A 24,056-nucleotide genomic window follows, 5' to 3' on the forward strand; every position below is an offset into this window, starting at 1 on the left:
GTTTGGGGGCGGGTGGATCAGGCGTCGTAGTCGTCGATCAGGGGGACGCGGACCTCGATCACCAGGCCGCCGCCGATCGGTGGGCGGGCTGCCACGCGGCCGCCGACCCGGGCCGCCTCGGAGCGGACGATCGCCAGCCCGAGACCGGTCCCCGGCATCTCCCGGTGGTGCGCGCTCCGCCAGAACCGCTCGCCGACCTTCTTCAGGTCGCGCGAGCCGAGCCCGAGGCCGTGGTCGCGGACCGACAGCACCACCTCGGTACCGTCCCGGGTGACCGACACCTCCACCGGCGGGGCGCCGTACTTGGAGGCGTTGTCGAGCAGGACGTCGAGGATGTCGTCCACCTCGAGCTCCGGGGCGACGCCGCCCGGCACCATCTCGCCGATGACCAATTCCATGTCGTCGGCGGCGTACACGGCCTTCCAGCCGACCAGCCGCTCCTTCACCGCCTGGGCCAGGTCCAGTGGCGCCTCGTTGCTGTCGGCATCGGCCCCGGGGCGGTCCGAGCCGGCCAGCCGGGACAGCCGCTGGACGATCCGGCCGAGCCGGTCGATGTCGCTGAGCGCGAACCGGGCCGTCGGCGACAGCCGGGACAGACCCTCGATGTGGATCCGCGCCGAGGTCAGCGGCGTCCGGAGCTGATGGGAGGCGTCGGCAACGAACTCGCGCTCGCGCTGGCGTGCCTGGTGCAGGCTGAGGGCCATCGAGTTGAAGCTGTCGCCGAGCCGGCGCAGCTCCGGTGCGCGGCCGTCGGTGGACACCCGGGTGTCCAGGGCGCCGCGGGTGATCTGGTGGGTCGCGTTGTCGAGGTCGTTCAGCGGCCGCAGCACCCAGCGGGTGATCGGCCGGACGATGCCGATGACGATCGCGCCGATGCTGATCAGCAGACCGCCGAGGAGCAGGAGCAGCCCGCTCTGCACCTGGTCGCGGGCCTTCTCGGTCGGCACCCGCAGTACGGCGGCGCCGAGTACCCGGCCGTTGTTCACGACCGGGCGGGCGACCACCATCTCGCCGGTGCGCCACGGGAACAGCGCCGGCGGCTCCGCCGGGAGGCGGCCGGCCAGCGTGCTGTCGAGCGCGACCTTCAGGTCCGGCTCGTTCACCTCGACGCCGGAGCGCGAGGTGGCCACCACCCGCCGGTCGACGTCGACGACGAACACCGGCGTGTTGTAGAGCTCGTGGTACCGGACGGCCAGCTCGCGCAGGTTGGCGATGTCACCGGACTGCAGCGGCGACTCCGCCATGGTGGCGAACCAGTCCGCGTCGTTGCTGCGGGACAGGAACAGCGTCCGCGACGTACTGGTGGCGATGTAGTTGGCCAGCGGTACGGCGGCGACGACGGCCAGGATGATGACCATCGGAACGAGTGACTGCAGCAGACGACGGCGCAACGGTCAGTCCGAACCCAGGCGGTAACCCACGCCGCGGATGGTCTGCACCAGCTCGGGGCGGCCGAGCTTGGCCCGCAGGCTGGCCACGTGCACGTCCATCGTCCGCGACGAGGCCTCGAAGACGGACTGCCAGGCGTACAGGGCGACCTGTTCGCGGGGGACCACCCGGCCGTGGTGAGCGGCCAGCACAGCTAGCACGTCGAACTCCTTGCGGGTCAGGCTGATGGGCTTGTCCGCGACCTGGACGGTCCGGGCCTCGATGTCCACGGTCAGGTCGCCGACGGTCACCCGGGGGCGGGGCTGCAAGAGGCCGGTACGACGAAGTACAGCATCGATCCGGGCCAGGAGTTCGGATATCGCGAACGGCTTGACCACGTAGTCGTCCGCGCCGCTGCGCAACCCGCGGACCCGGTCGGCCGCCTCGCCGCGCGCGGTCACCGCGATCACCGGCACGTCGGAGACCGTGCGGATCTGCCGGCACACGTTGATCCCGTCCCCGTCCGGCAGGCCCAGGTCCAGCAGGACCAGGTCGCCGGGGTCCGCCGCGAGGGCATCCGCGGCCGTCCGGACATGTGTCACCATCAAGCCGTAGCGCCGCAAGGCGGGTATCAGGGCATTCGCGATATCGAGATCGTCCTCGACCAACAGGATCCTGACGGCGCCACTCATGCGGTGATCGTAGGCCAGGAGGCGCTCATGTGTGTCAGATCTTGGTAAAGACGTAATCACGCGACTCCACGCAGTGTTCAGCAAGATTAGCCTTCCGGCCACAGGAGGGAACCGGTAGTGACTGTCGGTATCGGGACGGGGGGCGGCTTGACCGCGCCCTCCGACGACGAGCTCGCCGAGTACGAGCAGGAACGGCCCGCTCGGCGGCTCCGGCCTGCCCTGGACACGGTGATTGCGGTCTGGTGCGCAATCGTCAGCGTCGGCGTGCTGCTGCAGGTCTTCTTTCCTCTACCACAAGGCACCCAGTTCTACCTGGTGATCTTTCTCGCAGCCGTTCTGCCGGTCACGCTGCTCAGCTACCGCGGCTGGAAGGTGCCGGCGTTCCTGAACCCGCTCAAGAACCGCGCCCATGACGACCCCGGGATCACCGACTGGATCCTGGCCGTTGTCGCCTTCGCGGTCTGCGTCTATCCACTCTTCGGTTTCGACGGGTATCTCGAACGACGCCAGGCGCCGACGATGGTCGACATACTCGTCGGCGCCCTGCTTCTGGTGCTGCTGCTCGAGGCCTGCCGCCGGACGACCGGCTGGGTGCTGCCGGCGTTCAGCCTGTTGTTCGTCGCCTACGCGTACTACGGCGGGTATCTGCCCTACACGTGGTCACTCGCGCACCAGGGCTTCAACTTCGACGCGATCATCGCGCAGTTCACCATGGGCACGGCCGGCTTCTACGGCACCCCGCTGGCCGTCGCTGCCAGCTACATCGTGCTGTTCACCATCTACGGTGCCGTCCTGGACTACTCCGGGGCCGGGAAGTTCTTCATCGACCTGTCGTTCGCGGCCTTCAAGCGCAGCCGGACGGCGCCCGGGCGCACCGTCACGCTGGCCGGCTTCCTGCTCGGCAGCGTCTCCGGTTCGGGGACGGCGACCGCGGTGTCGCTCGGCACCGTGTCCTGGCCGATCCTGCGCCGGGCCGGCTACCCGGCCGAACCGGCCGGCGGCATGCTCGCCGCGGCCGGCATCGGCGCGATCCTGTCGCCGCCGACCCTGGGCGCGGCCGCGTTCATCATCGCCGAATTCCTGCAGGTGTCCTACCTGACGGTCCTCGGGTACGCCGTCATCCCGACCATCCTGTACTACCTGGGCATCCTGCTCGCGATCGAGATGGACGCCCGCCGGCACGGCACGACGTCGACCGAGACGTCCACGAACTCGGCGCTGCGGCTGCTGCTGCGGTTCGGGTACCACTTCCTGTCGTTGTTCGTGATCGTCGGCTTCATGGCGGTCGGCGTCCCGCCGTTCAAGGCCGTGGTCTACGCGGTGATCGTCCAGTTCGGGCTGTCGTTCCTGGACCGTGAGCACCGGCTGACCGCCGGGAGGCTGTTCAAGGCGCTTGCCCAGGGCACCCGTTCGGTGCTGCCGGTGGCGGCCACCTGTGCGACCGCCGGCGTGATCGTCGCGGTCACCACGCAGACCGGGCTGGGGCTGAACCTGGCCGAGATCATCGTCGACGCGGCCCGCGGGCTGACCGACAACCACACCGTGGTGCTGATCCTGACCGTGGTGCTGTCGGCGTTCGCCGTACTGATCCTCGGCCTGGCCGTGCCGGTGACCGCGTCGTTCATCATCGCGGCCGTGATCATCGCGCCGGCGCTGGTGCAGCTCGGGGTGACGCAGCCCGAGGCGTACATGTTCATCTTCTACTACGCCGTGCTGTCGGAGGTGTCGCCGCCGACCGCGCTGGCCGCGGTGGCCACGTCCGCGATCACCGGCGGCCGGGTGATGTCGACGATGTGGCAGGCGTGGAAGTACACGCTGCCGGCGTTCCTGGTCCCGTTCGCGTTCGTGCTGACCGACAACGGCGCGCACCTGCTGGGTCAGGGAGCGTTCGCCGGCATGGTGTGGACGCTGGCGGTCTCGATGCTGGCGGTCGCCGCGCTCGCGGTGGTCACCGGCGGGTGGATCGTGGTGGCCACCAGCTGGATCGAGCGTTCGTTGTGCGTGCCGGCCGCGTTGCTGCTGCTCTACCTGACCCCCGTAACCATCGGGGCCGGAATCTGTTTGCTACTTGTTGCCGTCGTCATCAACCTGATCCGGCGTTCACGTCAGGCCGGACCAACGGAAGGATCGGTCGCTCCATGAGAATCCGTCGCCTCCCCGCCACCCTGGTGGCGCTCGCCGCGGCCACCTCGCTGGTCGCCTGCGGTGGCCAGCGGGAACCCTCCGGATCCGGTTCGGCCGACGGCGGCCGGCTGACCATTGCCACCGGCAACACCACCGGCGTCTACTACCAGCTCGGCGGTGCGCTGGCGTCGCTGATCTCGCAGAAGGTGTCCGGCTACCGGGCGACCGCGAGCGAGACCGGCGCGTCGGTGCAGAACGTCCAGGGCCTGGTGGCCGGCAACTACGACATCGCGTTCTCCCTCGGTGACACCGCGGCCGACGCCGTGAAGGGAGAGAACAGCTTCACGACGCCGCAGGAAGTGGTCGCGCTCACCCGGCTGTACAACAACTACACGCAGGTCGCCGTCCGCACCTCGGCCGGCATCAACACGATCGCCGACCTGAAGGGCAAGCGGGTCTCGACCGGCTCGCCGAACTCCGGCACCGAGGTGATCGCCCGGCGCCTGCTCGAGGCGGCCGGTCTCGACCCGGCCAAGGACGTCACCGCGCAGCGGCTCGGGCTGCCGGAGTCGGTGGACGCGATGAAGTCCGGGTCGATCGACGCCCTGGTCTGGTCCGGCGGTCTGCCGACCGGTGGGATCACCGACCTGACCACGAGCATGGGCAAGAACGTGAAGCTCATCCCAATCGTCGACCTGCTGCCGAAGATGCAGGAGAAGTACGGCCCGGTCTACTCCCAGGCGCCGATCCCGGCGGCGACCTACAAGCAGCCGGCTGACGTCGCGACCATCGTCGTACCGAACGTGCTGCTGGTCCGCAAGGACATGAAGGACGACCTGGCCGAGCAGCTGACCAAGGTCATCTACGAGAACAAGGACGCCCTCGTCGCGGTGAACGCCGCCGCCAAGGGCATCGACCTGGCGAACGCCGACAAGACCGATCCGGTGGAGGTCCACCCGGGCGCGAAGAAGGCGATCGACGGGCTCAGATAACCCGGACCGTCCTCCCCGCACACCAGGCGCAGCGGAGGAGGACGTAGGTCCCACCTCCGCACACCAGGCGCAGCGGACGGCGGGACCGCAGCCGGCTCTCACAACCAGGCGCAGTGAGAGCAGGCGGCCGGGCCCGGCCCTTCGGAGGCATCCGGAGGACACCGGGCCCGGCCTTCGTCGTCAGCGGGCGTCTTCCTCGGTCTCCGGCATCGGCGTGCCGTAGAGGTAGTGCGACAACGCCGAGTCGCGCTTGGGGTGCACGTGGTACTTGGTCGGTACGACGCGGCCTTCGGCGCTGTCCCACGCGGTGTCGGCGACTCGCCACATCCGGTGCGCCAGCCGTCCCGCCATCCCTGTGTGCGGTGAGTACGGGTGTGCTCGGGTCGGCGCGACTTCCTCCGCCTCGAGCAGTTGCTCGGTCAGCGAGTTGACGTCGGAGTCGTCCATCTGGCCGCTGAGCTGCCGGCTGTATGCGGTCTCCAGTTGCTCGTGCTCGGCGAGCAGCCGGTCGATCGACTGCCACACCTCGCGCGACGTCAGGTCCTGCATGCGACTGTCGCCGTACTGGCGCCCCTTCAGGAATCGCAGCGACCGCTCCAGTTCCTTGGCGTTGCCGACGTAGGTGGTGACCAGGTCGTCGCCGTCCGGCAGGCGGCGCACATGCGGGAGGAGGACGTCCTCGGCGGCGGCGAGGTGCTGGGCCGCGATCGCGTAGAACCAGTCGGTCTGGTGCCGGCGTTCCGGGTGCGCGGCGGCCGGGTGCTGAGCCGGCTCGGCCAGCTCGCGGATCCGGGCGTGTTCGTAGGTCAGGGCCAGTTCGAGCGTCGAAGCGGTCATGACAACCACCTCCAGGGGTCTTCCTCCCAGCCTGTGCCCATCACCCGGAGAGTGCAACCGTCGTCAGCAGGTGACCGGCGACGGCCGGCCTGATCACGTCCGGCCGCTCCACGTTCGCCAGACGCGCGGCCCGCGGTACGACGAGCAGCCGGCCGTCCCTCCGCCGATGTCGAGGCCAGCATCTGCTCGCCGGCCGCGCGGGCCGACCCTGATCGGTCGGCCCGGGCGGGGTGCTGGCGAACGCCGACTGTCAGGCGTCGGAGCTCGTCTTCCAGAGGTTGATACCGGCCTCGACCGCGTCGGCGTCGATGGCCTCCAGTTCCTCCGCGGTGAACTCGAGGTTCTTGACCGCGGCGAGGTTGTTCTCCAGCTGGGTGACGCTGGAGGCGCCGATCAGCGCGCTGGTCACGCGGTCGTCACGCAACGTCCAGGCCAGCGCGAGCTGCGCCACGGACTGGCCGCGCTCCTTGGCGATCTCGCTGAGCGCGCGGACGTGCTTCAGCGTGTCCTCGGTCAGCGACTCCGGGTTCAGCGACTTGCCCTGCGCCGCCCGGGAGTCCGCCGGGACGCCGCCCAGGTAGCGGTCGGTGAGCACACCCTGCGCCAGCGGCGAGAACGCGATCACGCCGACACCCAGTTCACCGACGGTGTCCAGCAGGTCCTCCTCGATCCAGCGGTTCAGCATCGAGTACGACGGCTGGTGGATCAGCAGCGGCGTCCCGAGCTCCTGCAGGATCCGCGCCGCCTCCCGGGTCCGGTCCGCCGAGTACGAGGAGATGCCGGCGTACAGCGCCTTGCCCGAGCGGACCGCGGCGTCGAGCGCGCCCATCGTCTCCTCGAGCGGGGTGTCCGGGTCGAACCGGTGCGAGTAGAAGATGTCGACGTAGTCCAGGCCCATCCGGCTCAGCGACTGGTCGAGCGAGGCGAGCAGGTACTTCCGCGAGCCGCCGCCCTGGCCGTACGGCCCCGGCCACATGTCGTAGCCGGCCTTGGTCGACAGGATCAGCTCGTCGCGGTACTGCTTGAAGTCGCGGGCGAAGTGCGTGCCGAAGTTCGTCTCCGCCGAGCCGTACGGCGGACCGTAGTTGTTCGCCAGGTCGAAGTGCGTGACGCCGAGATCGAACGCCCGGCGCAGGATGTCGCGCTGCGTGGCGAACGGCTTGTCGTCGCCGAAGTTGTGCCACAGTCCCAGCGAGATCGCGGGCAGCTGCAACCCGCTGCGCCCCGTCCGCCGGTAGGCCATCTGGTCGTCGTACCGGTCCTGAGCGGCTACGTAATCAGTCACGAGACCTCAGTCTGCCTCATGTCGCGACAAGTGCAAGCCCCTTGTTTTACGGCAGAAACCCGAGCACTGACAGCCAGAAGCGGGCCTTCTTGATGCGGTCGTCAGGTCAGGGTGGACCAGGCAGCGGGCGGGCCGGCGGCGAAGAAGCGCAGGAGACCCAGGATCCGGCTACCGGGCGGCGCCGTCCAGTGACGTCGACCAGGCGACGGTTCGGCCGCGAGCTTGCCGAGACCCCAATCCAGGTGGAACCACAGCGTGGCCGCGGCGATCTCCTCCTCCCGCGGCGCGACACCGATTGCCGTGGCGCGCGTCTCGCCGAGGTACTCCGGGAGGATCGCGGCGACATGTTCGAGCGGCAGCTTGGCGAAGTCCATGCCGCGTGGCGCCCAGGCGGCGTCACCCCAGTCGACCAGCGCGCGGAGCCCGCCGTCCGGCCCGGTCAGAAGGTTGTGCGAGGCAACGTCTCCATGAATCAGCACCGTCGGTTCGCCCCGGTCGAACCGGTCGGCCAGCCTGGTGAACCATCCGCTCAGCCACTTCGCCGTCCCGAGGTCCAGGTACCCGCGTTCCGCCAGGTCGTCGACCGTCCGCCACGGATCGTCGCGTTCGTCTTGTGGAACTCCGGGCAGATCGATCCGCTCGGCCCGGTGCAGGCGGGCCAGTTGCTCTCCGAGCCCCACCGGTACGCCGACCGGCTCGACCCCGTGCACGCGCTCCATCACGACGTACGGCGCGTCGACCAGTCCGCGGCTGTCGTCGTACTCGACGACGGCCGGCGTCAGGACCCCCAGCGACCGGGCAACGGGCACGACGCCCGCCTCCTTCCGCAGGTCGTCCTCGAACCCGGGCCGCGCGACCCGGAGGAACAACGCCTCGCCGAGCACGAATCCACGGTTCGCGACGCCGCCCGCGACCTCGGCCACGTCCTGCGGTGGCACGCTGTGTCGCCGGCCGATCGCGGTGGCGCCCTGCAGAATCTCGTCGTGGTCGCCCACCCGCACCTCCCTCGTCGTCGCGTCCTCGGTCCCACGATCCTTGTGCCGGGGGACGGTGGCGTCCACCGGATTTGATGTACTGCGGAGGTGCGTGTGGATCTGGATCCGGAGGAGCTCGGGCGACGGGAGTTCTACGCCGCGCTGAACTCTGTGGTGGTGCCGCGGCCGATCGCGTGGGTGTCGAGCAGGTCCGCCGATGGAGTGCTCAACCTCGCCCCGCATTCGTTCTTCACGGTGTCGTGTGTTCGGCCGCCGATGGTGCAGTTCACCTCGGTCGGCCGGAAGGACAGCTTGAACAACGTCGAGGCAACCGGCGAGTTCGTGGTGAACTTCGCCGCCGAGCCGCTGTTCGCGCAGGTCAACGCGACCGCGACCGACTTCCCGGCGGAGATCTCCGAGTTCGAGGCCGTCGGCCTGACCACGGAACCTTCGCGGACCGTCGCCGTACCGCGGGTCGCTGAGTCGCCGGTGGCGATCGAGTGCACCCTGCACACGACACTGGAGCTCGGCGACAGCACCGTGGTGATCGGCCGGGTCCGTCAGCTCGCCGTCGACGAGGCGGTCATGGTCGACGGCCACCCGGAGATCCAACGGCTCCGGCCGCTGGCCCGGTTGGGCAGGGACGAGTGGTCGACGATCGGCGAGGTCCGCTCGATCTCCCGGATCCGCCGCTCCGACTGGCCTGGTCACTACACGCCCCCGCAGTCCTGAGTCAGGCATGACCGGGTCCGCCAGAGGACTGCGGCTCTTCGAGGGCGAGGACTCTGGTGAGCGCGTCCAGCTGAGGTGACAGCCGGAGCGGAGTGCTGTCCGCGGACAGGATGGTCGCGGGGTGCCACTCGAGGGCGGAGGTGACCAGATGGACGTCGGGGGACAACGGGCCGGGGTCGTGGGTGTACGAGCGGGACGCGAGGTTGAGCATCAGCCCGAGCGCCGGGATCACCGAGAGATCGCGGATCACGTGGATCAGCAGGAGATCGCGGGACGGGACGGCGGCGAGCACGCCGTACCGCGGGAGTTCGAGGTGGAGGGACTCGCGGAGGACAGTGTCCAGGACGAGGGCCCGGGAGGCGGCGAAGAGGCTCCCGGTGACCACGGCGACCTGGATGCCGTCGTCCTCGACGTAGTCGACGTGATCGGTGATCCGGCGGAGGTTGGCCAGCCCGAACCGCTCGGCGTCGCACCAGGTGAGGCCGAAGTCGGCCGGGTCGAGGTACATCGTGACGACGCCGTCCTGCGTGGTCGCGGGGATCGACACCAGCCCAGGGAGGAAATCGGCACGGTCCGCCGTCCAGCCGGGCGGGAGCCCGTGCCGTGGGGCGAGACGCTGGATCAGCTCCCGCTCGGGGTCCGCGGGTGGTGTTGGAGGACCCTGGCGGAGGCGTTGCAACAGCTGGACGAAATGCTTCTCGACCAGTGCGGGCCAGCGGTCCTCCTCGTGGTGGGAGACGGCGCGGGCGAGGTTGCTCAGGCCGAGCAGTGGGCCGTCCGCGGCCGGCTCGGCCGGGACGAGCGCCGCGCCGCCCGCGTACCTCACGTCGAGACCGAGCCGGGCCGCGGCGGTGAGGCCGAGGCGCACGAGTCGTGCCGCCTGGCCGCGGGTCAGCGGGATCAGGACCGGGTCGGGCCGGTCGGGGTGGTTGCCGTGGGCACGTTCGGTGGAGCTGTCGATGGTCATCGTGGCCACCTCCTCGCCAGAGAAAGTACGAGGATCGGCCCCAGTTCCCGCGGCTCGTTCCGAACCTGTGGACAACCGCCCGGGATAGTCTGCGGCCACAGCTGTCAGGCGCTCGGGAGGAGTGGAGCAGGATGTCCAGCACGCCGTCGTCGCGACCTACCTCGGTGACGCGGTTGTCGCTGTCGCACATCACCGCCCAGAACGAGACCAACCTGCTGGGCACCGTGCACGGCGGCGTGATCATGACGCTGGTCGACTCGGTCGCGGGCGTGGTGGCGGCGCGGCACTCCGGCGGTCCGGCGGTCACCGCGTCGATGGACGAGATGACGTTTCTCGTCCCGGTGCGTGTCGGCGACGTGGTGCACTTCAGCGGACAGGTCAACTGGACCGGGCGCAGCTCGATGGAGGTCGGCGTACGGATCACCGCCGATCGCTGGGATTCCGTCGGACCGGAGGTGCATGTGGCATCGGCGTACCTGGTGTTCGTCGCGGTCGACTCCGAGGGCAAGCCGCGGGAGGTGCCGCAGGTGGTTCCGGAGACCGACGAGGACCGCCGCCGGCTGCGCGAGGCCGAGATCCGCCGCAGCCACCGGCTCGCCCGGCGCGCGGCCATCGTCGCCTCTCGCGAGGAGGAGGCCCGCGAACCAGAGAGCGCGGCCGAAGACGCCGGAGGGGACGTGCGGTGAGCTGGTTCGCCAACGCGCGGCGGCACCCGTCGGCGGTCCTGCTGCTGGTGCAGCTCCTGGGCGTCCTCGTCTACCCCGCGATGGAGGGCTCCCGCGGTGGCCGGGTGGCGTTCGAGATCCTCGGCATCTTCGTCCTGGTCCTGGCCGTCTTCTCCGTCCGGGCCACTCCAGGCCTGACCTGGGTCAGCATCGGACTCGGCATCCCCGCTGTGGTCCTTTCACTGGTGGACGCGTTCAATCCGACCGCGCCGGTGGCGGCGGTCTCCGCCGTACTGCACGCGACGTTCTATTTCTACGCGGCCTACAGCCTGCTGCGGTACATGCTGTCCGACCACGACGTCAGCACGGACGAGCTCTACGCCACCGGTGCGACGTTCACCTTGGTGGCGTGGGGTTTCGCGTACGTCTACACGTTCGTCCAGGTGCTCGTGCCGGGCAGCTTCACGGCACCCGTGAATCCGACCAGCGACCGCACCTGGATGGAGCTCCTGTTCCTGAGCTTCACCACGCTGTCCAGCACGGGCCTGAGCGACATCGTGCCGGTGACGGCGTGGGGCAGGTCGGTCGTGATGCTCGAGCAGTTGGCCGGACTCGGGTACGTCGCCATGGTCGTGTCCCGCCTGGTCGGGCTGACCATCACCCGGCGCACCAGGACCTAAGCCCGCGGCCAGCCCGCGAGCAGGTCGGCCGCCGCTCGGTAGGCCACCTCCGGAGCATGCTCCATCGCGGCCACCCGGAAGCTGACCAGGGCACCCTCGTGCAGCAGCAACAACCGATCGGCCAGTTCGCCAGGGTCTGCGAGGCCGGCCAGCTCGGCCTGGGCCTCGAACTCGGACCGCATCCACTGCTTCTGGCCCACGATGACCGGCATCGCCGGATGGTCCGGCGCGGCCAGTTCCACGCTCGCGTTGATGAAGCCGCACCCGTTCCGCGAGCCCGCGACCCAGTCGGTCAACGCGGCGAACAGCGCCAGGATCACCTCTTCCGGCGTCGACGGCTCACGGGCCGCCAGTTGCTCGTCGAGGAACTCGTGCCAGACCCGGTTGCGCCGTTCCAGGTACGCCGCGATCAGCCGGTCCTTCGAGCCGAACCGGTCGTACAACGTCTTCTTCGTCACCTCGGCGGCGTCGGCGATCGTGTCCACCCCGACGGTGCGGATGCCCTGCTCGTAGAACAGCGTCGACGCGGCCGTCAGGATCCGCTCGCCGGCGGGAGTCAGGGTGGTGGCCACCGGTAGCCGGCGGTCCACCAGCAGTCTCATCTGCTGATCGAGCATACTGACAGTATACCGACCGGTGTGGTTACCTCGCTGGCATGAGGACAACCGCGGTGCGCGCCCGGCGGAGGATGATGCCGCTGGTCGCCGGGGCCGGCTTCGTCGTGTTCTGGAGTTGTGGCTTCATCGGGGCGCGGTGGGGCACGGCGTACACGAACGCGTTCGACCTGCTCGCGTGGCGGTTTCTGGTCGCGGGGGCGTTGGCCGCGGTGATCCTGTGGGTACGGCGGCCGACGATCACCCGGAGGGACCTGAGCGCCCAGGTGTGGATGGCGCTGCTGACGCAATGCGTGTACCTCGGGCTGATCTTCACCGGGATCGATCACGGCATCTCGGCCGGTCTGACCGCCCTCATCGGGTCGTTGCAGCCGTTGCTGATCGCGACAGTCGCCGGCCCGCTGCTCGGGGAGCGCGTGAGCCGACGTCAGTGGATCGGACTCGCGACAGGCGTCGGCGGCGTCGCTCTGGTCGTGGCGGACGACCTTCACGGCTCACCGCTCCTGTTCCTGCTGCCCTTCGGCGGTCTGCTCGGTCTGGTCGTCGGCACCTGCCTGGACCGTCGCCGCAGGCCCAGCATCAACTCACTCGATTGCACTCTGCCTGCAAAGCCTGGTCTCCGCGGTGTTCTTCGTCGCACTTGCCGCGTCGACCGACCAGCTGACCGTGCCGAGCCGACCCGGCTTCTACGGCGCCGTCCTCTGGCTGGTGCTGCTGGCAACGGGTGGCGGCTGGGGTCTGTACCTGGTCAACCTGAAGCTGTCCGGCGCGACCCGAATCAGCAGTCTGCTGTACCTCGTGCCACCCACCACGATGGTGTTCGCCTTCCTCCTGTTCCACGAGACGATCGGTCCACTCGCCGTGATCGGCATGCTGGTCTGCGCCATCGCCGTACTCCTGATCAGGCTGGACGAGCGGGCCGGACCGGTTCTGGCTACGCTGCGGGGATGGCGGAACCCCGGTGGCTGGACGAGAACGAACAGATGGCCTGGCGCGCGTGGATAGCGGCCCAGCGGGTGGTGAACACCCGGATCGAGCAGCAACTGCAACGCGACGCGGGAATCCCGCACACCTACTACGAGATCCTCGTCCGGCTGTCCGAGGCGAAGGACGGCCGGCTGCGGATGAGTGAGCTCGCCGTGGCCACCCAGGGCTCACGCAGCCGGCTCTCGCACGCGGTGAACCGGCTGGAGCAGGCAGGCTGGGTACGGCGCGAGGGCATCGAGTCGGACCGTCGCGGCCAGGTCGCGATCATCACCGAGGTGGGCCGGGAGAAGCTGGTGGAGTCCGCGCCCGGCCACGTCGAGGAGGTCCGCAAGTCGATCTTCGACGCACTCACCGGGGACCAGGTCGAGGCCCTGTACGACGTCTGCGCGACGCTCGCCCGGCATTCCGGCGACACGGTCGACCGGGCCGCGTGGGAGCGCCGCTGACATGAGGCGCCACACCGCGGCGGTCGTGCTGGCAGCACTTCTGCTGGCCGGCTGCAGCGACTCCGACGCACCCACCGCCGGGCCGAGTACGGCGCCCTCGTCCTCGGCCCCGCTGCCCACGTCGGCCTCGCCCGCACCCAGCCCGACACCGAGTCCGACCTTCAGGCCGACGCCAACTCCGACACCGACGAGCTGCGTCGACCAGAAGCTGCAGGCACTCACCCTGCGCGAACAGGCGGCCCAGCTGATCATGACCGGGATCAGCGCCAACGGCATGACCTCGTCGCAGCGGCCGGTCGTGCGGAATCAGCGGCCTGGCGGCATCCTGCTCCTCGGCAGCGGCGGCAGCCTCTCGCACACCCGGACGGCAATGGCCACGGTGAACACCGCGGCGACGGTCAAGGGCATCCGTCCGCTGATCGCCGCGGACCAGGAGGGCGGTCAGATCCAGCGTCTGAAGGGTTCCGGCTTCGACCGCATCCCGGCAGCGACCGTGCAAGGCACCTGGTCGGGCTCCAAGCTGACGACGGAGGCGGAGGGCTGGGGCGACCAGCTCCGGCAGGCAGGTGTGAACGTCGACCTGGCGCCGGTGGCCGACGTCGTACCGAGCTCGCAGAAGAACCAGAACGCACCGATCGGTGAGCTGGACCGGGAATTCGGCAACACGCCGGCCGAGGTCGGGCCACCGGTTCAGGCGTTCGTGAGGGGCATGCAGGCGGCCGGGGTGATGACCTCGGTCAAGCACTTCCCGGGGCTGGGCAGGGTGCGCGGCAACACCGACTTCTCCTCCGGTGTGGTCGACAACGTGACGGTCCGCGGCGACGACGACCTCCAGCCCTTCGCCGACGGCCTCGAGGCCGGCGCCGACATGGTGATGATCGCGACCGCGACGTACACGAGGATCGATGCGAAGAACCGGGCGGTGTTCTCACCGACCGTGATCCAGGGCATGGTTCGCGGCGACCTGGGCTGGAACGGCGTGGTGATCACCGACGACGTCGGGGCGGCCGCTGAGGTGGCCTCGGTACCGGCGAGCCAGCGGGCTACCCGGTTCGTCGCGGCCGGCGGCGACATCGTGATCAACGCCACGGCCGGGCTGACCGCGACCATGGTGAACGCACTGGTCGCCAAGGCCGAGCAGGACAAGGCGTTCGCCGCTCAGCTCACCGGTAGCGTGAGGCGTGTGCTGACACTCAAGGAGAGCCACGGTCTGGTGAGCTGCGGATGACCGAGGAGCAGGAACCCGACTACCGCTTCACCCTGGCCAACGAGCGGACCTATCTGGCCTACCTGCGGACCTCCCTGGCCTGCTATGCGGGCGGTCTGTCCGCTGTGCAGTTCCTGGATCTCGGCCCGGACCGGCTGCCGGCCAAGATCATCGGTGTGGTTCTGGTCACCGCGGGGATCGTCACCACGGCAGGCGCTTTCCGCCGCTGGCAGCAGAACCAGACCGCCATGCGCCGCGGCAACAGCCTGCCGGTCACCCGGATCCCGTTGATGCTGGCGGCAACGATCGGCGTGGTCGGCCTGATCGGCCTGCTGTTCTCGCTCTGGCGCTGATCGGCAGATGACGCCGAACGACCCCGGGCTGCAGCCCGAACGCACCCTGCTCGCCTGGCGCCGGACCGCGCTCGGCCTGATCGCGAACAGCGTTCTCCTGCTTGCCTCCGGCCACGGTACGTCGGACGTCCGCACCGGCCTCGGCATCGTCGTACTGGTCCTGTCGCTGGCCTGCTGGGGCGCGGTCAGTGCCGTCTACCGCCGGACCAAGGGGGCTCCGGTCCATGCCCTCGGCCACGATCGGCTGCTCCGTGCGGCCGCCGGTCTGGTGCTGGTCGTCGGTCTCTTCGACCTCTACGCGGTCGTCACTCGCTGAGTCCGAGTGGTTACTCACCGGTCGTGTCCAGGTGTGCGAGTTCACCGCGACGCGGTACGTTGGCCAGGCGGATGCCGCGTCAACGGCCCGTTCCCCCTAGCATGTTCACGGTTTGTCCCTCGTTCATCCGGAGCTTGAAGTGCCGTTACGTCTGCGTCCGAACGACCCGACGTTCTACGACCTTTTCACCGAGTCCGCCAACCATCTCGTGGATGGGGCCCGGATCCTGGCCGAACTGCTCGGCAGTACGGCGGGAACCGGTCTGTCCTCGAGTCACCAGATCGCCGCCGCGATGAAGGATGCCGAGCACGCGGCGGACGAGACCACCCACTCGATCATCCGCCGGGTCAACTCGACCTTCGTGACCCCGTTCGACCGCGAGGACATCTACCGGCTGGCCTCCGACCTGGACGACGTCATGGACTACATGGAGGAGGCCGTCGACTCGGTCCACCTCTTCTCCCTGGACAAGTTGCCGGAGGAGATCGCCGAGCAGATCGAGGTGCTCCAGCGGGCCGCCCAGCTGACCGCGGAGACGATGCCCCGGCTGCGGACGATGAAGGACCTGGCGGAGTACTGGATCGAGATCAACCGGCTGGAGAACACCGGTGACGCGGTCCACCGGCGGCTGATCGCCAAGCTGTTCAGCGGCGAGTACGACGCGCTGACGGTGATGAAGGTGAAGACCGTGGTCGACCTGCTGGAGGCCGCGATCGACGCCTTCGAGCACGTCGCGAACACGGTCGAGCAGATCGCCGTCAAGGAGAGCTGAGCGTGGAGCTCACGCTCGTCGTCGCGGTGGTCGTCATCGCGCTCGTGTTCGACTACACCAACGGCTTCCACGACGCGGCGAACGCGATCGCGACCTCGGTCTCGACCCGGGCGCTGACGCCGCGGGTGGCGCTGGTGATGGCCGCGGTCTGCAACTTCCTCGGCGCCCTGCTCGGGACCGAGGTCGCCGAGACCGTCGGCAAGGGGATCATCAGTACGCCGGGCGGTGAGCACGGACTCGTGATCGTCCTCAGTGCCCTGGTCGGCGCGATCACCTGGAACATGATCACCTGGTACTTCGGTCTGCCCAGCTCCTCGTCGCACGCGCTGATCGGCGGCCTGGTCGGCGCCGGGCTCGCCTCGGCCAGCACCGTGCTGTGGTCCGGCATCCTGGACAAGGTCGTCATCCCGATGATCCTGTCGCCGTCGATCGGGTTCCTCGGCGCGTTCTTCGTGATGACGTCGATCCTGTGGCTGTTCCGGCGGACCAATCCCGGCCGGGTGACCCGCGGCTTCCGGCTGGCGCAGTCGCTGTCGGCCGCAGCGATGGCGCTCGGCCACGGCTTGCAGGACGCCCAGAAGACGATGGGCGTGATCTTCCTCGCCCTGCTCACCACCGGGCACGTGCAACAGGGCGACGGCATCCCGCTGTGGGTCAAGCTGGCGGCCGCGACCGCGATCTCGCTCGGTACGTACTCCGGCGGCTGGCGAATCATGCGCACCCTCGGGCGCCGGATCATCCACCTGGACCCGGCCCGCGGCTTCGCCTCCGAGGCGGTCGCCGCGACCGTTCTGTACGTGATGGCGATCGGCCTGCACGCGCCCGTCTCGACCACCCACACGATCACCTCGGCGGTGATGGGCGCGGGCGCGACCAAGCGCCTGTCCGCGGTCCGCTGGGGTGTCGCCCGGGGCATCATCACCGCGTGGATCCTGACCATCCCGGCCGCCGGCATGGTCGCCGCCGTCTGCTACGGCCTGGCCCACCTGATCCTGGAGTAGCCGGGCTGTTGATCCCCGCCTGCGGCGCGGGATCAACCGACACGGGCTGGACGTCAGCGGTTCCAGCGGCGGACGGCCTTGGCGACGTCCTTGGGCCGGATCGAGCCGAGGTTGAGCTCCCAGGCGGCGGCCAGGCGCTCGCCGAGCTCGGCCAGGTCGAGGTAGGCCTGCGGGCGGACCGCGACCACCCAGGTGGCGGCGGCCGCGTGCCCCCGCCGGAAGAGCAGGTGGTTGGCGGTCGCCTCGATCCGGCGGCGCTTCTCGCCGTCCAGGCGGCTGGACGCCCAGTCCTGGACGATCGAGGCGTCGTCCGCGGTCATCCGGGCCAGGTACGTCAGCGGGCCGCGCCAGAAGCCGCGGCTGCCGATGTTGTCCAGGCTGTCCAGCGGGAACCAGCCGTTCTGGCAGCGCCGGCCGTTGATCGCCGCCTCGACCTCACGGGTCTGGCCCGGGTTCAGGCCCGCGGCCGCCCAGTCGAGGAAGTACGCGCCGACGTCGGGGATCTCCTCCGCGACGTGCGGCGCCACGGTCAGCGTCCCCGGCTCGAAGAGATGCAGCTCCTCGGGTCTTTCCAACACAGCGTCCCCCGCCCGCCTGAGTACGACGGCCGCGCGGTCCACGCGCGGCCGGCACCACAGGGACCCCCCAGGTTCCTGCTCCGTCAACAGATGATCTTCGTACCTTCGCGCCGATCCCAGGTCAAGGTCCTGTCCAGAACCCGGCTGCGGCGGAGGCAGACGTTCACTTGCCGCGGGCCGCCCGGCGGGCCAGTTCCTCCCGGTCGAGGCGCTCGGCCTCCTCGGGCGTGGGCGCGCCGCCGCCGTACGCGGCGGGCAGCCACCAGGCGCCGGCCGGCTGCTCGGGGTAGGCGCGGATGGTGCGGTCGAGCATGCCGGCCATCGTCGAGCGCAGGTGTGTGGTCGCCTCGGCCGGATCGTCGTCCGGCGTCACCGTGATCGGCTCGCCGACGGTGATCGCGATCGTCCGGTGCCGGGAGAAGTCGCGCGGGTGGTCCTTGGTCAGCATCCGCTGCGTCCCCCACAGGATCAGCGGGATCACCGGTACGGCGGCCTCGGCGGCCATCCGGACCGTGCCGGACTTGAACTCCTTCAGCTCGAACGACCGGCTGATCGTCGCCTCCGGGAAGACGCCGACCACCTCCCCGGCGTTCAGGTACTCCAGCGCCTGCCGGTACGACGCCGTACCGGCCGAACGGTCCACCGGGATGTGGTGCATGCCGCGCATCAGCGGGCCGGAGTACCGGTTGCGGAACAGCACCTCCTTGGCCATGAACCGGACCAGCCGCTTGCTCGGCAGCGCACCGAAGCCGCCGAGCACGAAATCGACGTACGAGATGTGGTTCATCGCGATCACCGCGCCGCCGGTCCGTGGCACGTTCTCCGCCCCGGTCAGCTGGAACTTCAGGTCCAGCACCTTCAACGCCGTCTTCGCGAAGCCGATCACCGGCGGGTACACGAGGTCTCGCATCCCCGAACGCTACCGGCTACGGACAACCGGTGGACGTGACGCGCCCCACGGAATTCCGTATGCAGTTCTTCGTTAGGGTGGTGCGCGACAACTGTAGATCGCGGGAGCTCGCACCGTAGCGGGCTGAGAGGGCGGCTGGGATCGACCGGCGCCGCCGACCGCCGAACCTGTCCGGGTAATTCCGGCGTAGGGAGCAGCACTGTGACAACCATCGGAAACTCTGTCCGTCCGTCTGTCACCACCGGGCCCATCTCGGGCTCCGAGAAGATCCACCGCGGCGAGCTGGGCGTCCCGGCGCGCCGCGTCCACCTCACCAACGGCGAGCACTTCGACCTGTACGACACGTCCGGCCCGTACACCGACGGGTCCGCGACCATCGACGTACAGGCCGGTCTGCCCGCGCCGCGGCGGGACTGGATCGCCGGGCGCGAGCCGCTGACCCAGCTCGCGCACGCGCGGGCCGGGACCGTCACCGAGGAGATGCGGTACGTCGCCGTCCGCGAGGGAGTCGATCCGGAGTTCGTCCGGGCGGAGGTCGCTCGTGGCCGCGCGGTGATACCGGCGAACCGGCGGCACCCCGAGTCAGAGCCGATGATCATCGGGAAGAAGTTCCTGGTGAAGGTGAACGCGAACATCGGCAACTCGGCCGTCACCAGTTCGATCGAGGAAGAGGTCGAGAAGCTGGTCTGGGCGACCCGGTGGGGCGCGGACACGGTGATGGACCTGTCCACCGGCAAGAACATCCACGAGACCCGCGAGTGGATCCTGCGGAACTCGCCGGTGCCGATCGGAACGGTCCCGCTGTACCAGGCTCTGGAGAAGGTCAATGGCGATCCGACGGCGTTGTCGTGGGAGGTGTACCGCGACACGGTGATCGAGCAGTGCGAGCAGGGCGTGGACTACATGACCGTGCACGCAGGCGTACTGCTGCGGTACGTCCCGCTGACCGCGCAGCGGATCACCGGGATCGTGTCCCGCGGCGGATCGATCATGGCCGCGTGGTGCCTGGCGCATCACCAGGAGTCCTTCCTGTACACGCATTTCGCCGAGCTCTGCGAGATCCTGCGCTCGTACGACGTCACGTTCTCCCTCGGTGACGGGCTCCGGCCGGGGTGTATCGCGGACGCCAACGACGCCGCCCAGTTCGCCGAGCTGCGGACCCTCGGTGAGCTGACGAAGATCGCCTGGGAGCACGACGTCCAGGTGATGATCGAGGGTCCGGGACACGTGCCGATGCACAAGATCGCCGAGAACGTCCGGCTCGAGGAGGAGCTGTGCGGTGAGGCTCCGTTCTACACCTTGGGGCCGTTGGCCACCGATGTGGCGCCGGCCTACGACCACATCACCAGCGCGATCGGTGCGGCCCAGATCGGCTGGCTGGGAACGGCGATGCTCTGCTACGTGACGCCGAAGGAGCACCTCGGCCTGCCAGACCGCGACGACGTGAAGACCGGGGTGATCACCTACAAGATCGCCGCCCACGCGGCCGATCTGGCCAAGGGGCATCCCGGTGCGCAGGCCTGGGACGACACGTTGTCCAAGGCAAGGTTCGAGTTCCGCTGGGAGGACCAGTTCAACCTCTCGCTGGACCCGGACACCGCGCGCTCCTTCCATGACGAGACGCTGCCCGCCGAGCCGGCCAAGACCGCGCACTTCTGCTCGATGTGCGGTCCGAAATTCTGCTCGATGCGGATCACCGCCGACATCCGCGCCTACGCCGAGGAGAAGGGCCTGACCTCGATCGAGGCTGTCGAGGCCGGCCTCGCGGAGATGTCCGAGACCTTCAAGGCCCACGACTCGAAGGTCTATCTGCCGATCACCGAGGCGTGATCCGCTTCGGCGTACAGGCCGCGGTCGGTTGCCGCGCGCGGCCTGTACGCCGCGCGTGCCTACCATGGCGACAGGCAGGTGATGAACCATGAGGTACGCCGCAGCGGGGGGAGCTGTCGTGGCTTTGCTGCTGCTCGCCGGCTGCGGCAGCGAGTCCGATCAAACCTCCGGGCAGGAGTCCACCGTGAGCCCGTCCACCCAACCACCAGACCCGGACACACCAACCCCGAGCACGCCGGCTTCGAGTACGCCGACCGGTCCCGCGCAGGGCCCTGTCGAACAGGCGAAGGCCGATCTGGCCGGGCGCCTGGGCCTCGGCCCCGGACAGGTGACGCTGGTCAGCGCCGAAGAGGTGACGTGGCGGGACGGCGGCCTCGGTTGTCCGCAGCGAGGCATGCGGTACACGCAAGTGCTCGTCAACGGCAGCAGGATCGTGCTCGAGGCCGGCGGCAGACGGTATGAATACCACTCCGGCGGGCGGCGCGGGCCGTTCCTGTGCACGAACCCGCAGCCGCCCGTGCAGGACGGTGGTTAGCGGGGAGGCCACGCCTCCCCGCCGACCCTCCGGACGCTAGCCCGTCGTGACGTGTACGACCGTCAGTCCGAGTGGCTCGGAATCTCGGTTGTGTGCCACCACTCCGAAGTACTCCTGGCCGGCCGCCAAGCCGCTCCAAGCAGTGGACACCGTGCCGGACTCACCGATCACCGCATCCTCGGGTTCGCTGGTGATCGCCAGCGAACCACCCGTGGCCGGCGGGACGTTCCAGCTGCCCAGGGTGTAGTCCTGCGTCACTCCAAGCGTCTGCCAGCCGTGGACGTACACCGTGTAGGTGTCGTTCGCGGGCAACCTGAGCTCGACCAGCTCGTCCGTGCTGCCGTTCGTACTCGATGCGACCTCCTGTCCGGCGGAGTTGTAGACGTACACGTCCAGGTCGACCACTGGGTTGGGGTGCGTCAGACGCCACCGCAGGTACTTCGCTCCGTCGGCGGTGAACTGGTGCGCCGTCGTGCCGGCCGTGTCGTTCGGGTCGAAGGTCTGATCCGGGTCCTGACCGACCGAGCCGGGTGTATCGGTGCGCGCGACCAGGCCGTGCGCCTCGGCGTCGTACGGACCGGTGTAACCGAACTTCACCGCGAAACTCGCCGACCCTGACGTGCCGGTGCCGTCGACCTGCGCCGGTGCGTCGAACGCGCTGGCGGCGACTGCGATCGGGCTGCGGACTTCGTAGCTCCCGCTCTGCCAGGTCAGCGAACCGAACCGCCACTGACCGACCGGAGCACTGCCCTTGTTGGTGATTGTCACCTTGTACGTCGCCGTCTCGCCCGCGCGCAGGGTGATTCGGCTCGGCGACACGGTGACGTCGTAACCGGCCGGCGCGACGATCCTCGGCCGGTAGCTGACCCGCTCCTTCGCGACGCTGGTCACCGTGCGGGTCACGGTCTGGGTGCCCGCGAGCTGTGCGACACCGATCGACGGGTAGTTCAGGTCGCTCGGGTCGGTCGAGAAACCCAGCTGCCGCAAGCTGTTGCAGGTCGCCGTCGGGTTCGCGAACACCTCGGGCGCGGTACCGCAGAGGAATGCGAGGTAGTCGTTGAAGCCGGCGTCGTACACCAGGCCAGGCTCGAACATCGATCCCCGTTTGACCTTCCCGCCCGGCTTGACATGGCCTGCGCCGAAGTCGAACGGATCGGCCTTCGTCGCCTTGTCCTCCTCGAGGACGTCCTGGCGGGCGGTCGTCATGATCGCCGACTTGGCCATCGCCGCGGACCAGTTCGGATGAGCCTGCTTCAACAGCGCGTACACGCCCGCGATGTGCGGACTCGACATCGACGTACCCGCGATGGCCTGGAAGAGTTCGCCGGCGGGGTCGGCACCTGGAGCAGGCGAGTTGCCGGCCAGGATCCGTACGCCGGGTGCGGTGATGTCGGGTTTGATGATGTCCAGGGCCGCCGGGTTGGGACCACGGGACGAGAAGTTGGCCATCACCGAGCCACGCGTGAACCGTTTCTCACCGGCGGTGATCCGGGCCTTGGCCGCGGATCCGGCCGCTGCGAGGTACGCCTTCACCGCGAGCCCGTCCGAGTTGCTGATGTGCACCGACGGCACCCAGTGGTTGTCACTCAGCAGCGTGACTGCGTCGCTCAAGTCGTACAGGACCATGCCGGCGCCGCCGGCGTTGAACACGGCGTGACTCTTGTCGACACGTGCGTTCGAGCCGCGCTTACAGAGCACGATCGCGCCGGTCACACTGGCTGTGAACGGCTGGTCGAGCAGGCAGAGCTCGTTGCCGGCCGCAGCTGCGTCGACCAGCCGCAGGGTGTCGGTGCCCGCCGTGACCGAGGGACCGAAGAAGCGGCGGCCGTTGCCCAGCACAACCGATCCCTGGAAGACCCGGTCCTGGGTCGAGGCGGCGACCGAGGTGACCCACGGTGCGGACGACGGTCCGCCGATCGTGCCTGCGCCGGGGCCGGAGTTTCCGGCCGACGTCGCGACGAAGACGCCCGCGTCGGCGGCGAAGAGGAATGCCAGCTCGTCCGCGCCGATCAGGCCTGCGCCGCCGCCGATCGAGTAGTTGATCACGTCGACGCCGTCGGCAACGGCCTGGTCGATTCCGGCGGCCGTGTCGGAGTCGAAGCAACCCTGGTCGCCGCACACCTTGTACGCGATCACCTGGGCGCGCGGCGCGATCCCGCTGATCCGGCCGCGGTTGATGTCGAAGATCTCGGCCTTCACGCCCGCGTTCCCGGCGGCCGTGCCGGCGGTGTGGGTTCCGTGGCCGTCGGCGTCCCGCGCGGAGTCGAAGAGCTCCGGTCCGATCACGGCGTTGTAGGTCGCCCGCATGTCGCGCGCGCCGAGCAGCTTGTTGTTGCAGTCGAACGCCGCGTCGTCCGGGTTGTGGGTGGTGTTGCCGAACTCGCACGGTACGGCGAAGCCCGCGGGCGGCGCGGGGTAGGTTCCGTCGTCGGCGAAGGACGGGTGCTCGGGCCAGATGCCAGTGTCGATGATGCCGGCAACGACCCCCTTTCCGGTGATGCCGCGGTCGTACGCACCGCCGCTGTCGGTCAGGCCGAGGAACTGTGGGCTGCTGTCGGTCTGCGGCTGGTGCAGCTCGTCCTCGAGCACTGCGACCACGCCACGCTGATGTGCCATCGCGTCGGCCTCGGCCCGCGTCAGCTCGGCGGCGAATCCGTTGAGGGCGAAGGCGTACTCCGCAGTGACGTCGGCGCGCGGGACACCGGCGGCGCGCAAGGCGTCAGTGTGCTGGTCCTCGAGGTAGTCGACGTACCGCTGAACCGAGGGTGCGCGGCGATCGACCTTCTTGCCTTTCGCAGGTTTCGTCGCGGGCAGGCCCCGGACGCCGCCGTCGTAGGTCACCACTGGATCGGCGGCCATGATGACGACGTAGCTGGCAGTCGTTTCGGCATCGGATCTGAGTTGCGCGCCCGTGGCGGGCGGTGCCATTCCGGCGAAGGCCATGATTGTGGCCGTCGCCAGGACAGTGAGCTTGCCTCTCATGGAGAACTCCCCGGCCAGGTGTCCGCGCCACCCCCGAGGCGGACGAGTTCACCATGCCATAGCCCCATGTGCTCGTGAAGGCTGTACGACGATGGCCGCGTCGCCCGCACGGTATTGACGCGGAGTGAAGTCACGGGGCGAGTCGAGATGCCGGCAGGCCCGGATCCAGCGGAGAATTGGGGGAATCGGCGGCCTGCGAGGTAGTCACT

Annotated in this window: 24 protein-coding genes and 1 pseudogene; 15 read left to right on the plus strand and 10 right to left on the minus strand. The window is 69.3% G+C overall.

The annotated features are described in order from the left end of the window. Positions 1–17: 17 nt before the first annotated feature. Positions 18–1,358 (minus strand): sensor histidine kinase, encoded by a 1,341-nt coding sequence (locus tag E1218_RS15470; RefSeq protein ID WP_132320626.1) that lies wholly within the window; start codon positions 1,356–1,358, stop codon positions 18–20. A gap of 36 nt (positions 1,359–1,394) precedes the next feature. Beyond that, a complete protein-coding gene (locus tag E1218_RS15475) occupies positions 1,395–2,060 on the minus strand; it encodes a response regulator transcription factor (protein ID WP_012918592.1) in 666 nt (221 codons plus the stop codon). Between the two features lie 147 nt (positions 2,061–2,207). On the opposite strand from E1218_RS15475, the gene E1218_RS15480 reads away from it, so the two are divergent. Then, positions 2,208–4,202 carry a TRAP transporter permease gene (locus tag E1218_RS15480; RefSeq protein ID WP_233712246.1) on the plus strand — a complete coding sequence of 665 codons (1,995 nt, stop codon included), beginning with the start codon at positions 2,208–2,210 and terminating at the stop codon, positions 4,200–4,202. Then, a complete protein-coding gene (locus E1218_RS15485; protein ID WP_132320630.1) occupies positions 4,199–5,176 on the plus strand; it encodes a TAXI family TRAP transporter solute-binding subunit in 978 nt (325 codons plus the stop codon). The genes E1218_RS15480 and E1218_RS15485 overlap by 4 nt, the downstream gene beginning before the upstream one ends. Before the next feature lie 180 nt (positions 5,177–5,356). On the opposite strand, the gene E1218_RS15490 is transcribed toward E1218_RS15485, so the two are convergent. The 3 genes from E1218_RS15490 to E1218_RS15500 form a co-directional block, all read right to left on the minus strand. Continuing rightward, a complete protein-coding gene (locus E1218_RS15490; protein ID WP_132320632.1) occupies positions 5,357–6,013 on the minus strand; it encodes a hypothetical protein in 657 nt (218 codons plus the stop codon). Positions 6,014–6,263: 250 nt separating this feature from the next. Next, positions 6,264–7,298 carry an L-glyceraldehyde 3-phosphate reductase gene (gene mgrA / locus E1218_RS15495; protein WP_132320634.1) on the minus strand — a complete coding sequence of 345 codons (1,035 nt, stop codon included), beginning with the start codon at positions 7,296–7,298 and terminating at the stop codon, positions 6,264–6,266. A gap of 101 nt (positions 7,299–7,399) precedes the next feature. Further along, the gene (locus tag E1218_RS15500; RefSeq protein ID WP_165949281.1) at positions 7,400–8,359 is read right to left on the minus strand and encodes a phosphotransferase family protein; all 960 of its coding nucleotides are present in this window, start codon (positions 8,357–8,359) and stop codon (positions 7,400–7,402) included. Between the two features lie 21 nt (positions 8,360–8,380). Here E1218_RS15500 and E1218_RS15505 point away from each other — a divergent pair, with 21 nt between their 5' ends. Beyond that, positions 8,381–9,004, plus strand: a complete 624-nt coding sequence (locus tag E1218_RS15505) for a flavin reductase family protein (protein ID WP_132320638.1) — start codon at positions 8,381–8,383, stop codon at positions 9,002–9,004. Position 9,005: 1 nt separating this feature from the next. Here the strand turns inward: E1218_RS15505 and E1218_RS15510 are convergent, their stop codons facing one another. Further along, positions 9,006–9,971 carry a hypothetical protein gene (locus tag E1218_RS15510; RefSeq protein ID WP_132320640.1) on the minus strand — a complete coding sequence of 322 codons (966 nt, stop codon included), beginning with the start codon at positions 9,969–9,971 and terminating at the stop codon, positions 9,006–9,008. 131 nt (positions 9,972–10,102) lie between these two features. Between E1218_RS15510 and E1218_RS15515 the strand changes: the two genes are divergently transcribed. Both E1218_RS15515 and E1218_RS15520 read left to right on the plus strand, forming a co-directional pair. Then, the gene (locus E1218_RS15515; protein ID WP_132320642.1) at positions 10,103–10,657 is read left to right on the plus strand and encodes an acyl-CoA thioesterase; all 555 of its coding nucleotides are present in this window, start codon (positions 10,103–10,105) and stop codon (positions 10,655–10,657) included. After that, positions 10,654–11,316, plus strand: a complete 663-nt coding sequence (locus tag E1218_RS15520) for a potassium channel family protein (protein ID WP_132320644.1) — start codon at positions 10,654–10,656, stop codon at positions 11,314–11,316. The genes E1218_RS15515 and E1218_RS15520 overlap by 4 nt, the downstream gene beginning before the upstream one ends. On the opposite strand, the gene E1218_RS15525 is transcribed toward E1218_RS15520, so the two are convergent. Continuing rightward, complete coding sequence (locus E1218_RS15525) at positions 11,313–11,933, minus strand: TetR/AcrR family transcriptional regulator (RefSeq protein WP_132320646.1); 621 nt, start codon at positions 11,931–11,933, stop codon at positions 11,313–11,315. The two genes, E1218_RS15520 and E1218_RS15525, sit on opposite strands and share 4 nt — an antisense overlap. A gap of 74 nt (positions 11,934–12,007) precedes the next feature. Here E1218_RS15525 and E1218_RS38200 point away from each other — a divergent pair. The 8 genes and pseudogenes from E1218_RS38200 to E1218_RS15555 form a co-directional block, all read left to right on the plus strand. Beyond that, a pseudogene (locus E1218_RS38200) lies at positions 12,008–12,394 on the plus strand (DMT family transporter); the annotation flags it as partial. A 139-nt stretch (positions 12,395–12,533) separates the two neighbouring features. Beyond that, positions 12,534–12,935 (plus strand): EamA family transporter, encoded by a 402-nt coding sequence (locus E1218_RS37295; protein WP_456073746.1) that lies wholly within the window; start codon positions 12,534–12,536, stop codon positions 12,933–12,935. Further along, a complete protein-coding gene (locus tag E1218_RS37300; protein ID WP_233712247.1) occupies positions 12,878–13,363 on the plus strand; it encodes a MarR family winged helix-turn-helix transcriptional regulator in 486 nt (161 codons plus the stop codon). The genes E1218_RS37295 and E1218_RS37300 overlap by 58 nt, the downstream gene beginning before the upstream one ends. Position 13,364: 1 nt before the next feature. Beyond that, complete coding sequence (locus tag E1218_RS15535) at positions 13,365–14,591, plus strand: glycoside hydrolase family 3 N-terminal domain-containing protein (protein ID WP_132320650.1); 1,227 nt, start codon at positions 13,365–13,367, stop codon at positions 14,589–14,591. Then, complete coding sequence (locus tag E1218_RS15540; protein WP_132320652.1) at positions 14,588–14,923, plus strand: YidH family protein; 336 nt, start codon at positions 14,588–14,590, stop codon at positions 14,921–14,923. Before E1218_RS15535 ends, E1218_RS15540 begins: the two co-directional genes overlap by 4 nt. A gap of 7 nt (positions 14,924–14,930) precedes the next feature. Next, positions 14,931–15,239 (plus strand): DUF202 domain-containing protein, encoded by a 309-nt coding sequence (locus E1218_RS15545; protein WP_132320654.1) that lies wholly within the window; start codon positions 14,931–14,933, stop codon positions 15,237–15,239. Between the two features lie 139 nt (positions 15,240–15,378). After that, positions 15,379–16,011, plus strand: a complete 633-nt coding sequence (locus E1218_RS15550; protein WP_132320656.1) for a DUF47 domain-containing protein — start codon at positions 15,379–15,381, stop codon at positions 16,009–16,011. A 2-nt stretch (positions 16,012–16,013) separates the two neighbouring features. Continuing rightward, positions 16,014–17,012: an inorganic phosphate transporter gene (locus tag E1218_RS15555; protein ID WP_132320658.1), complete on the plus strand. Its 999-nt coding sequence runs from the start codon at positions 16,014–16,016 to the stop codon at positions 17,010–17,012. A gap of 53 nt (positions 17,013–17,065) precedes the next feature. On the opposite strand, the gene E1218_RS15560 is transcribed toward E1218_RS15555, so the two are convergent. Continuing rightward, a complete protein-coding gene (locus E1218_RS15560; RefSeq protein WP_132320660.1) occupies positions 17,066–17,590 on the minus strand; it encodes a hypothetical protein in 525 nt (174 codons plus the stop codon). Positions 17,591–17,753: 163 nt separating this feature from the next. After that, complete coding sequence (locus E1218_RS15565) at positions 17,754–18,500, minus strand: lysophospholipid acyltransferase family protein (RefSeq protein ID WP_132320662.1); 747 nt, start codon at positions 18,498–18,500, stop codon at positions 17,754–17,756. Between the two features lie 201 nt (positions 18,501–18,701). Here E1218_RS15565 and thiC point away from each other — a divergent pair, with 201 nt between their 5' ends. Together thiC and E1218_RS15575 are read left to right on the plus strand one after the other, a co-directional pair. After that, positions 18,702–20,330, plus strand: a complete 1,629-nt coding sequence (gene thiC, locus E1218_RS15570; protein ID WP_132320664.1) for a phosphomethylpyrimidine synthase ThiC — start codon at positions 18,702–18,704, stop codon at positions 20,328–20,330. A gap of 88 nt (positions 20,331–20,418) precedes the next feature. Next, positions 20,419–20,865: a hypothetical protein gene (locus E1218_RS15575; RefSeq protein ID WP_132320666.1), complete on the plus strand. Its 447-nt coding sequence runs from the start codon at positions 20,419–20,421 to the stop codon at positions 20,863–20,865. A gap of 36 nt (positions 20,866–20,901) precedes the next feature. Here the strand turns inward: E1218_RS15575 and E1218_RS15580 are convergent, their stop codons facing one another. Then, positions 20,902–23,847, minus strand: coding sequence for a S8 family serine peptidase (locus tag E1218_RS15580; protein ID WP_132320668.1), 2,946 nt, complete (start codon positions 23,845–23,847; stop codon positions 20,902–20,904). Between the last annotated feature and the right edge of the window lie 209 nt (positions 23,848–24,056).

The organism is Kribbella turkmenica (assembly GCF_004348725.1).
GTDB classification, from domain to species: domain Bacteria; phylum Actinomycetota; class Actinomycetes; order Propionibacteriales; family Kribbellaceae; genus Kribbella; species Kribbella turkmenica.

Excerpts from the sequence above, each read along its gene's own strand:
- E1218_RS15470 (WP_132320626.1), bottom strand. The coding sequence starts at position 1,358 with ATGGTCATCATCCTGGCCGTCGTCGCCGCCGTACCGCTGGCCAACTAC.
- E1218_RS15475 (WP_012918592.1), bottom strand. The coding sequence starts at position 2,060 with ATGAGTGGCGCCGTCAGGATCCTGTTGGTCGAGGACGATCTCGATATC.
- E1218_RS15485 (WP_132320630.1), top strand. The coding sequence starts at position 4,199 with ATGAGAATCCGTCGCCTCCCCGCCACCCTGGTGGCGCTCGCCGCGGCC.
- E1218_RS15490 (WP_132320632.1), bottom strand. The coding sequence starts at position 6,013 with ATGACCGCTTCGACGCTCGAACTGGCCCTGACCTACGAACACGCCCGG.
- E1218_RS15510 (WP_132320640.1), bottom strand. The coding sequence starts at position 9,971 with ATGACCATCGACAGCTCCACCGAACGTGCCCACGGCAACCACCCCGAC.
- E1218_RS15515 (WP_132320642.1), top strand. The coding sequence starts at position 10,103 with ATGTCCAGCACGCCGTCGTCGCGACCTACCTCGGTGACGCGGTTGTCG.
- E1218_RS15525 (WP_132320646.1), bottom strand. The coding sequence starts at position 11,933 with ATGCTCGATCAGCAGATGAGACTGCTGGTGGACCGCCGGCTACCGGTG.
- E1218_RS37300 (WP_233712247.1), top strand. The coding sequence starts at position 12,878 with ATGGCGGAACCCCGGTGGCTGGACGAGAACGAACAGATGGCCTGGCGC.
- E1218_RS15535 (WP_132320650.1), top strand. The coding sequence starts at position 13,365 with ATGAGGCGCCACACCGCGGCGGTCGTGCTGGCAGCACTTCTGCTGGCC.
- E1218_RS15540 (WP_132320652.1), top strand. The coding sequence starts at position 14,588 with ATGACCGAGGAGCAGGAACCCGACTACCGCTTCACCCTGGCCAACGAG.
- E1218_RS15545 (WP_132320654.1), top strand. The coding sequence starts at position 14,931 with ATGACGCCGAACGACCCCGGGCTGCAGCCCGAACGCACCCTGCTCGCC.
- E1218_RS15565 (WP_132320662.1), bottom strand. The coding sequence starts at position 18,500 with ATGCGAGACCTCGTGTACCCGCCGGTGATCGGCTTCGCGAAGACGGCG.
- E1218_RS15575 (WP_132320666.1), top strand. The coding sequence starts at position 20,419 with ATGAGGTACGCCGCAGCGGGGGGAGCTGTCGTGGCTTTGCTGCTGCTC.
- E1218_RS15580 (WP_132320668.1), bottom strand. The coding sequence starts at position 23,847 with ATGAGAGGCAAGCTCACTGTCCTGGCGACGGCCACAATCATGGCCTTC.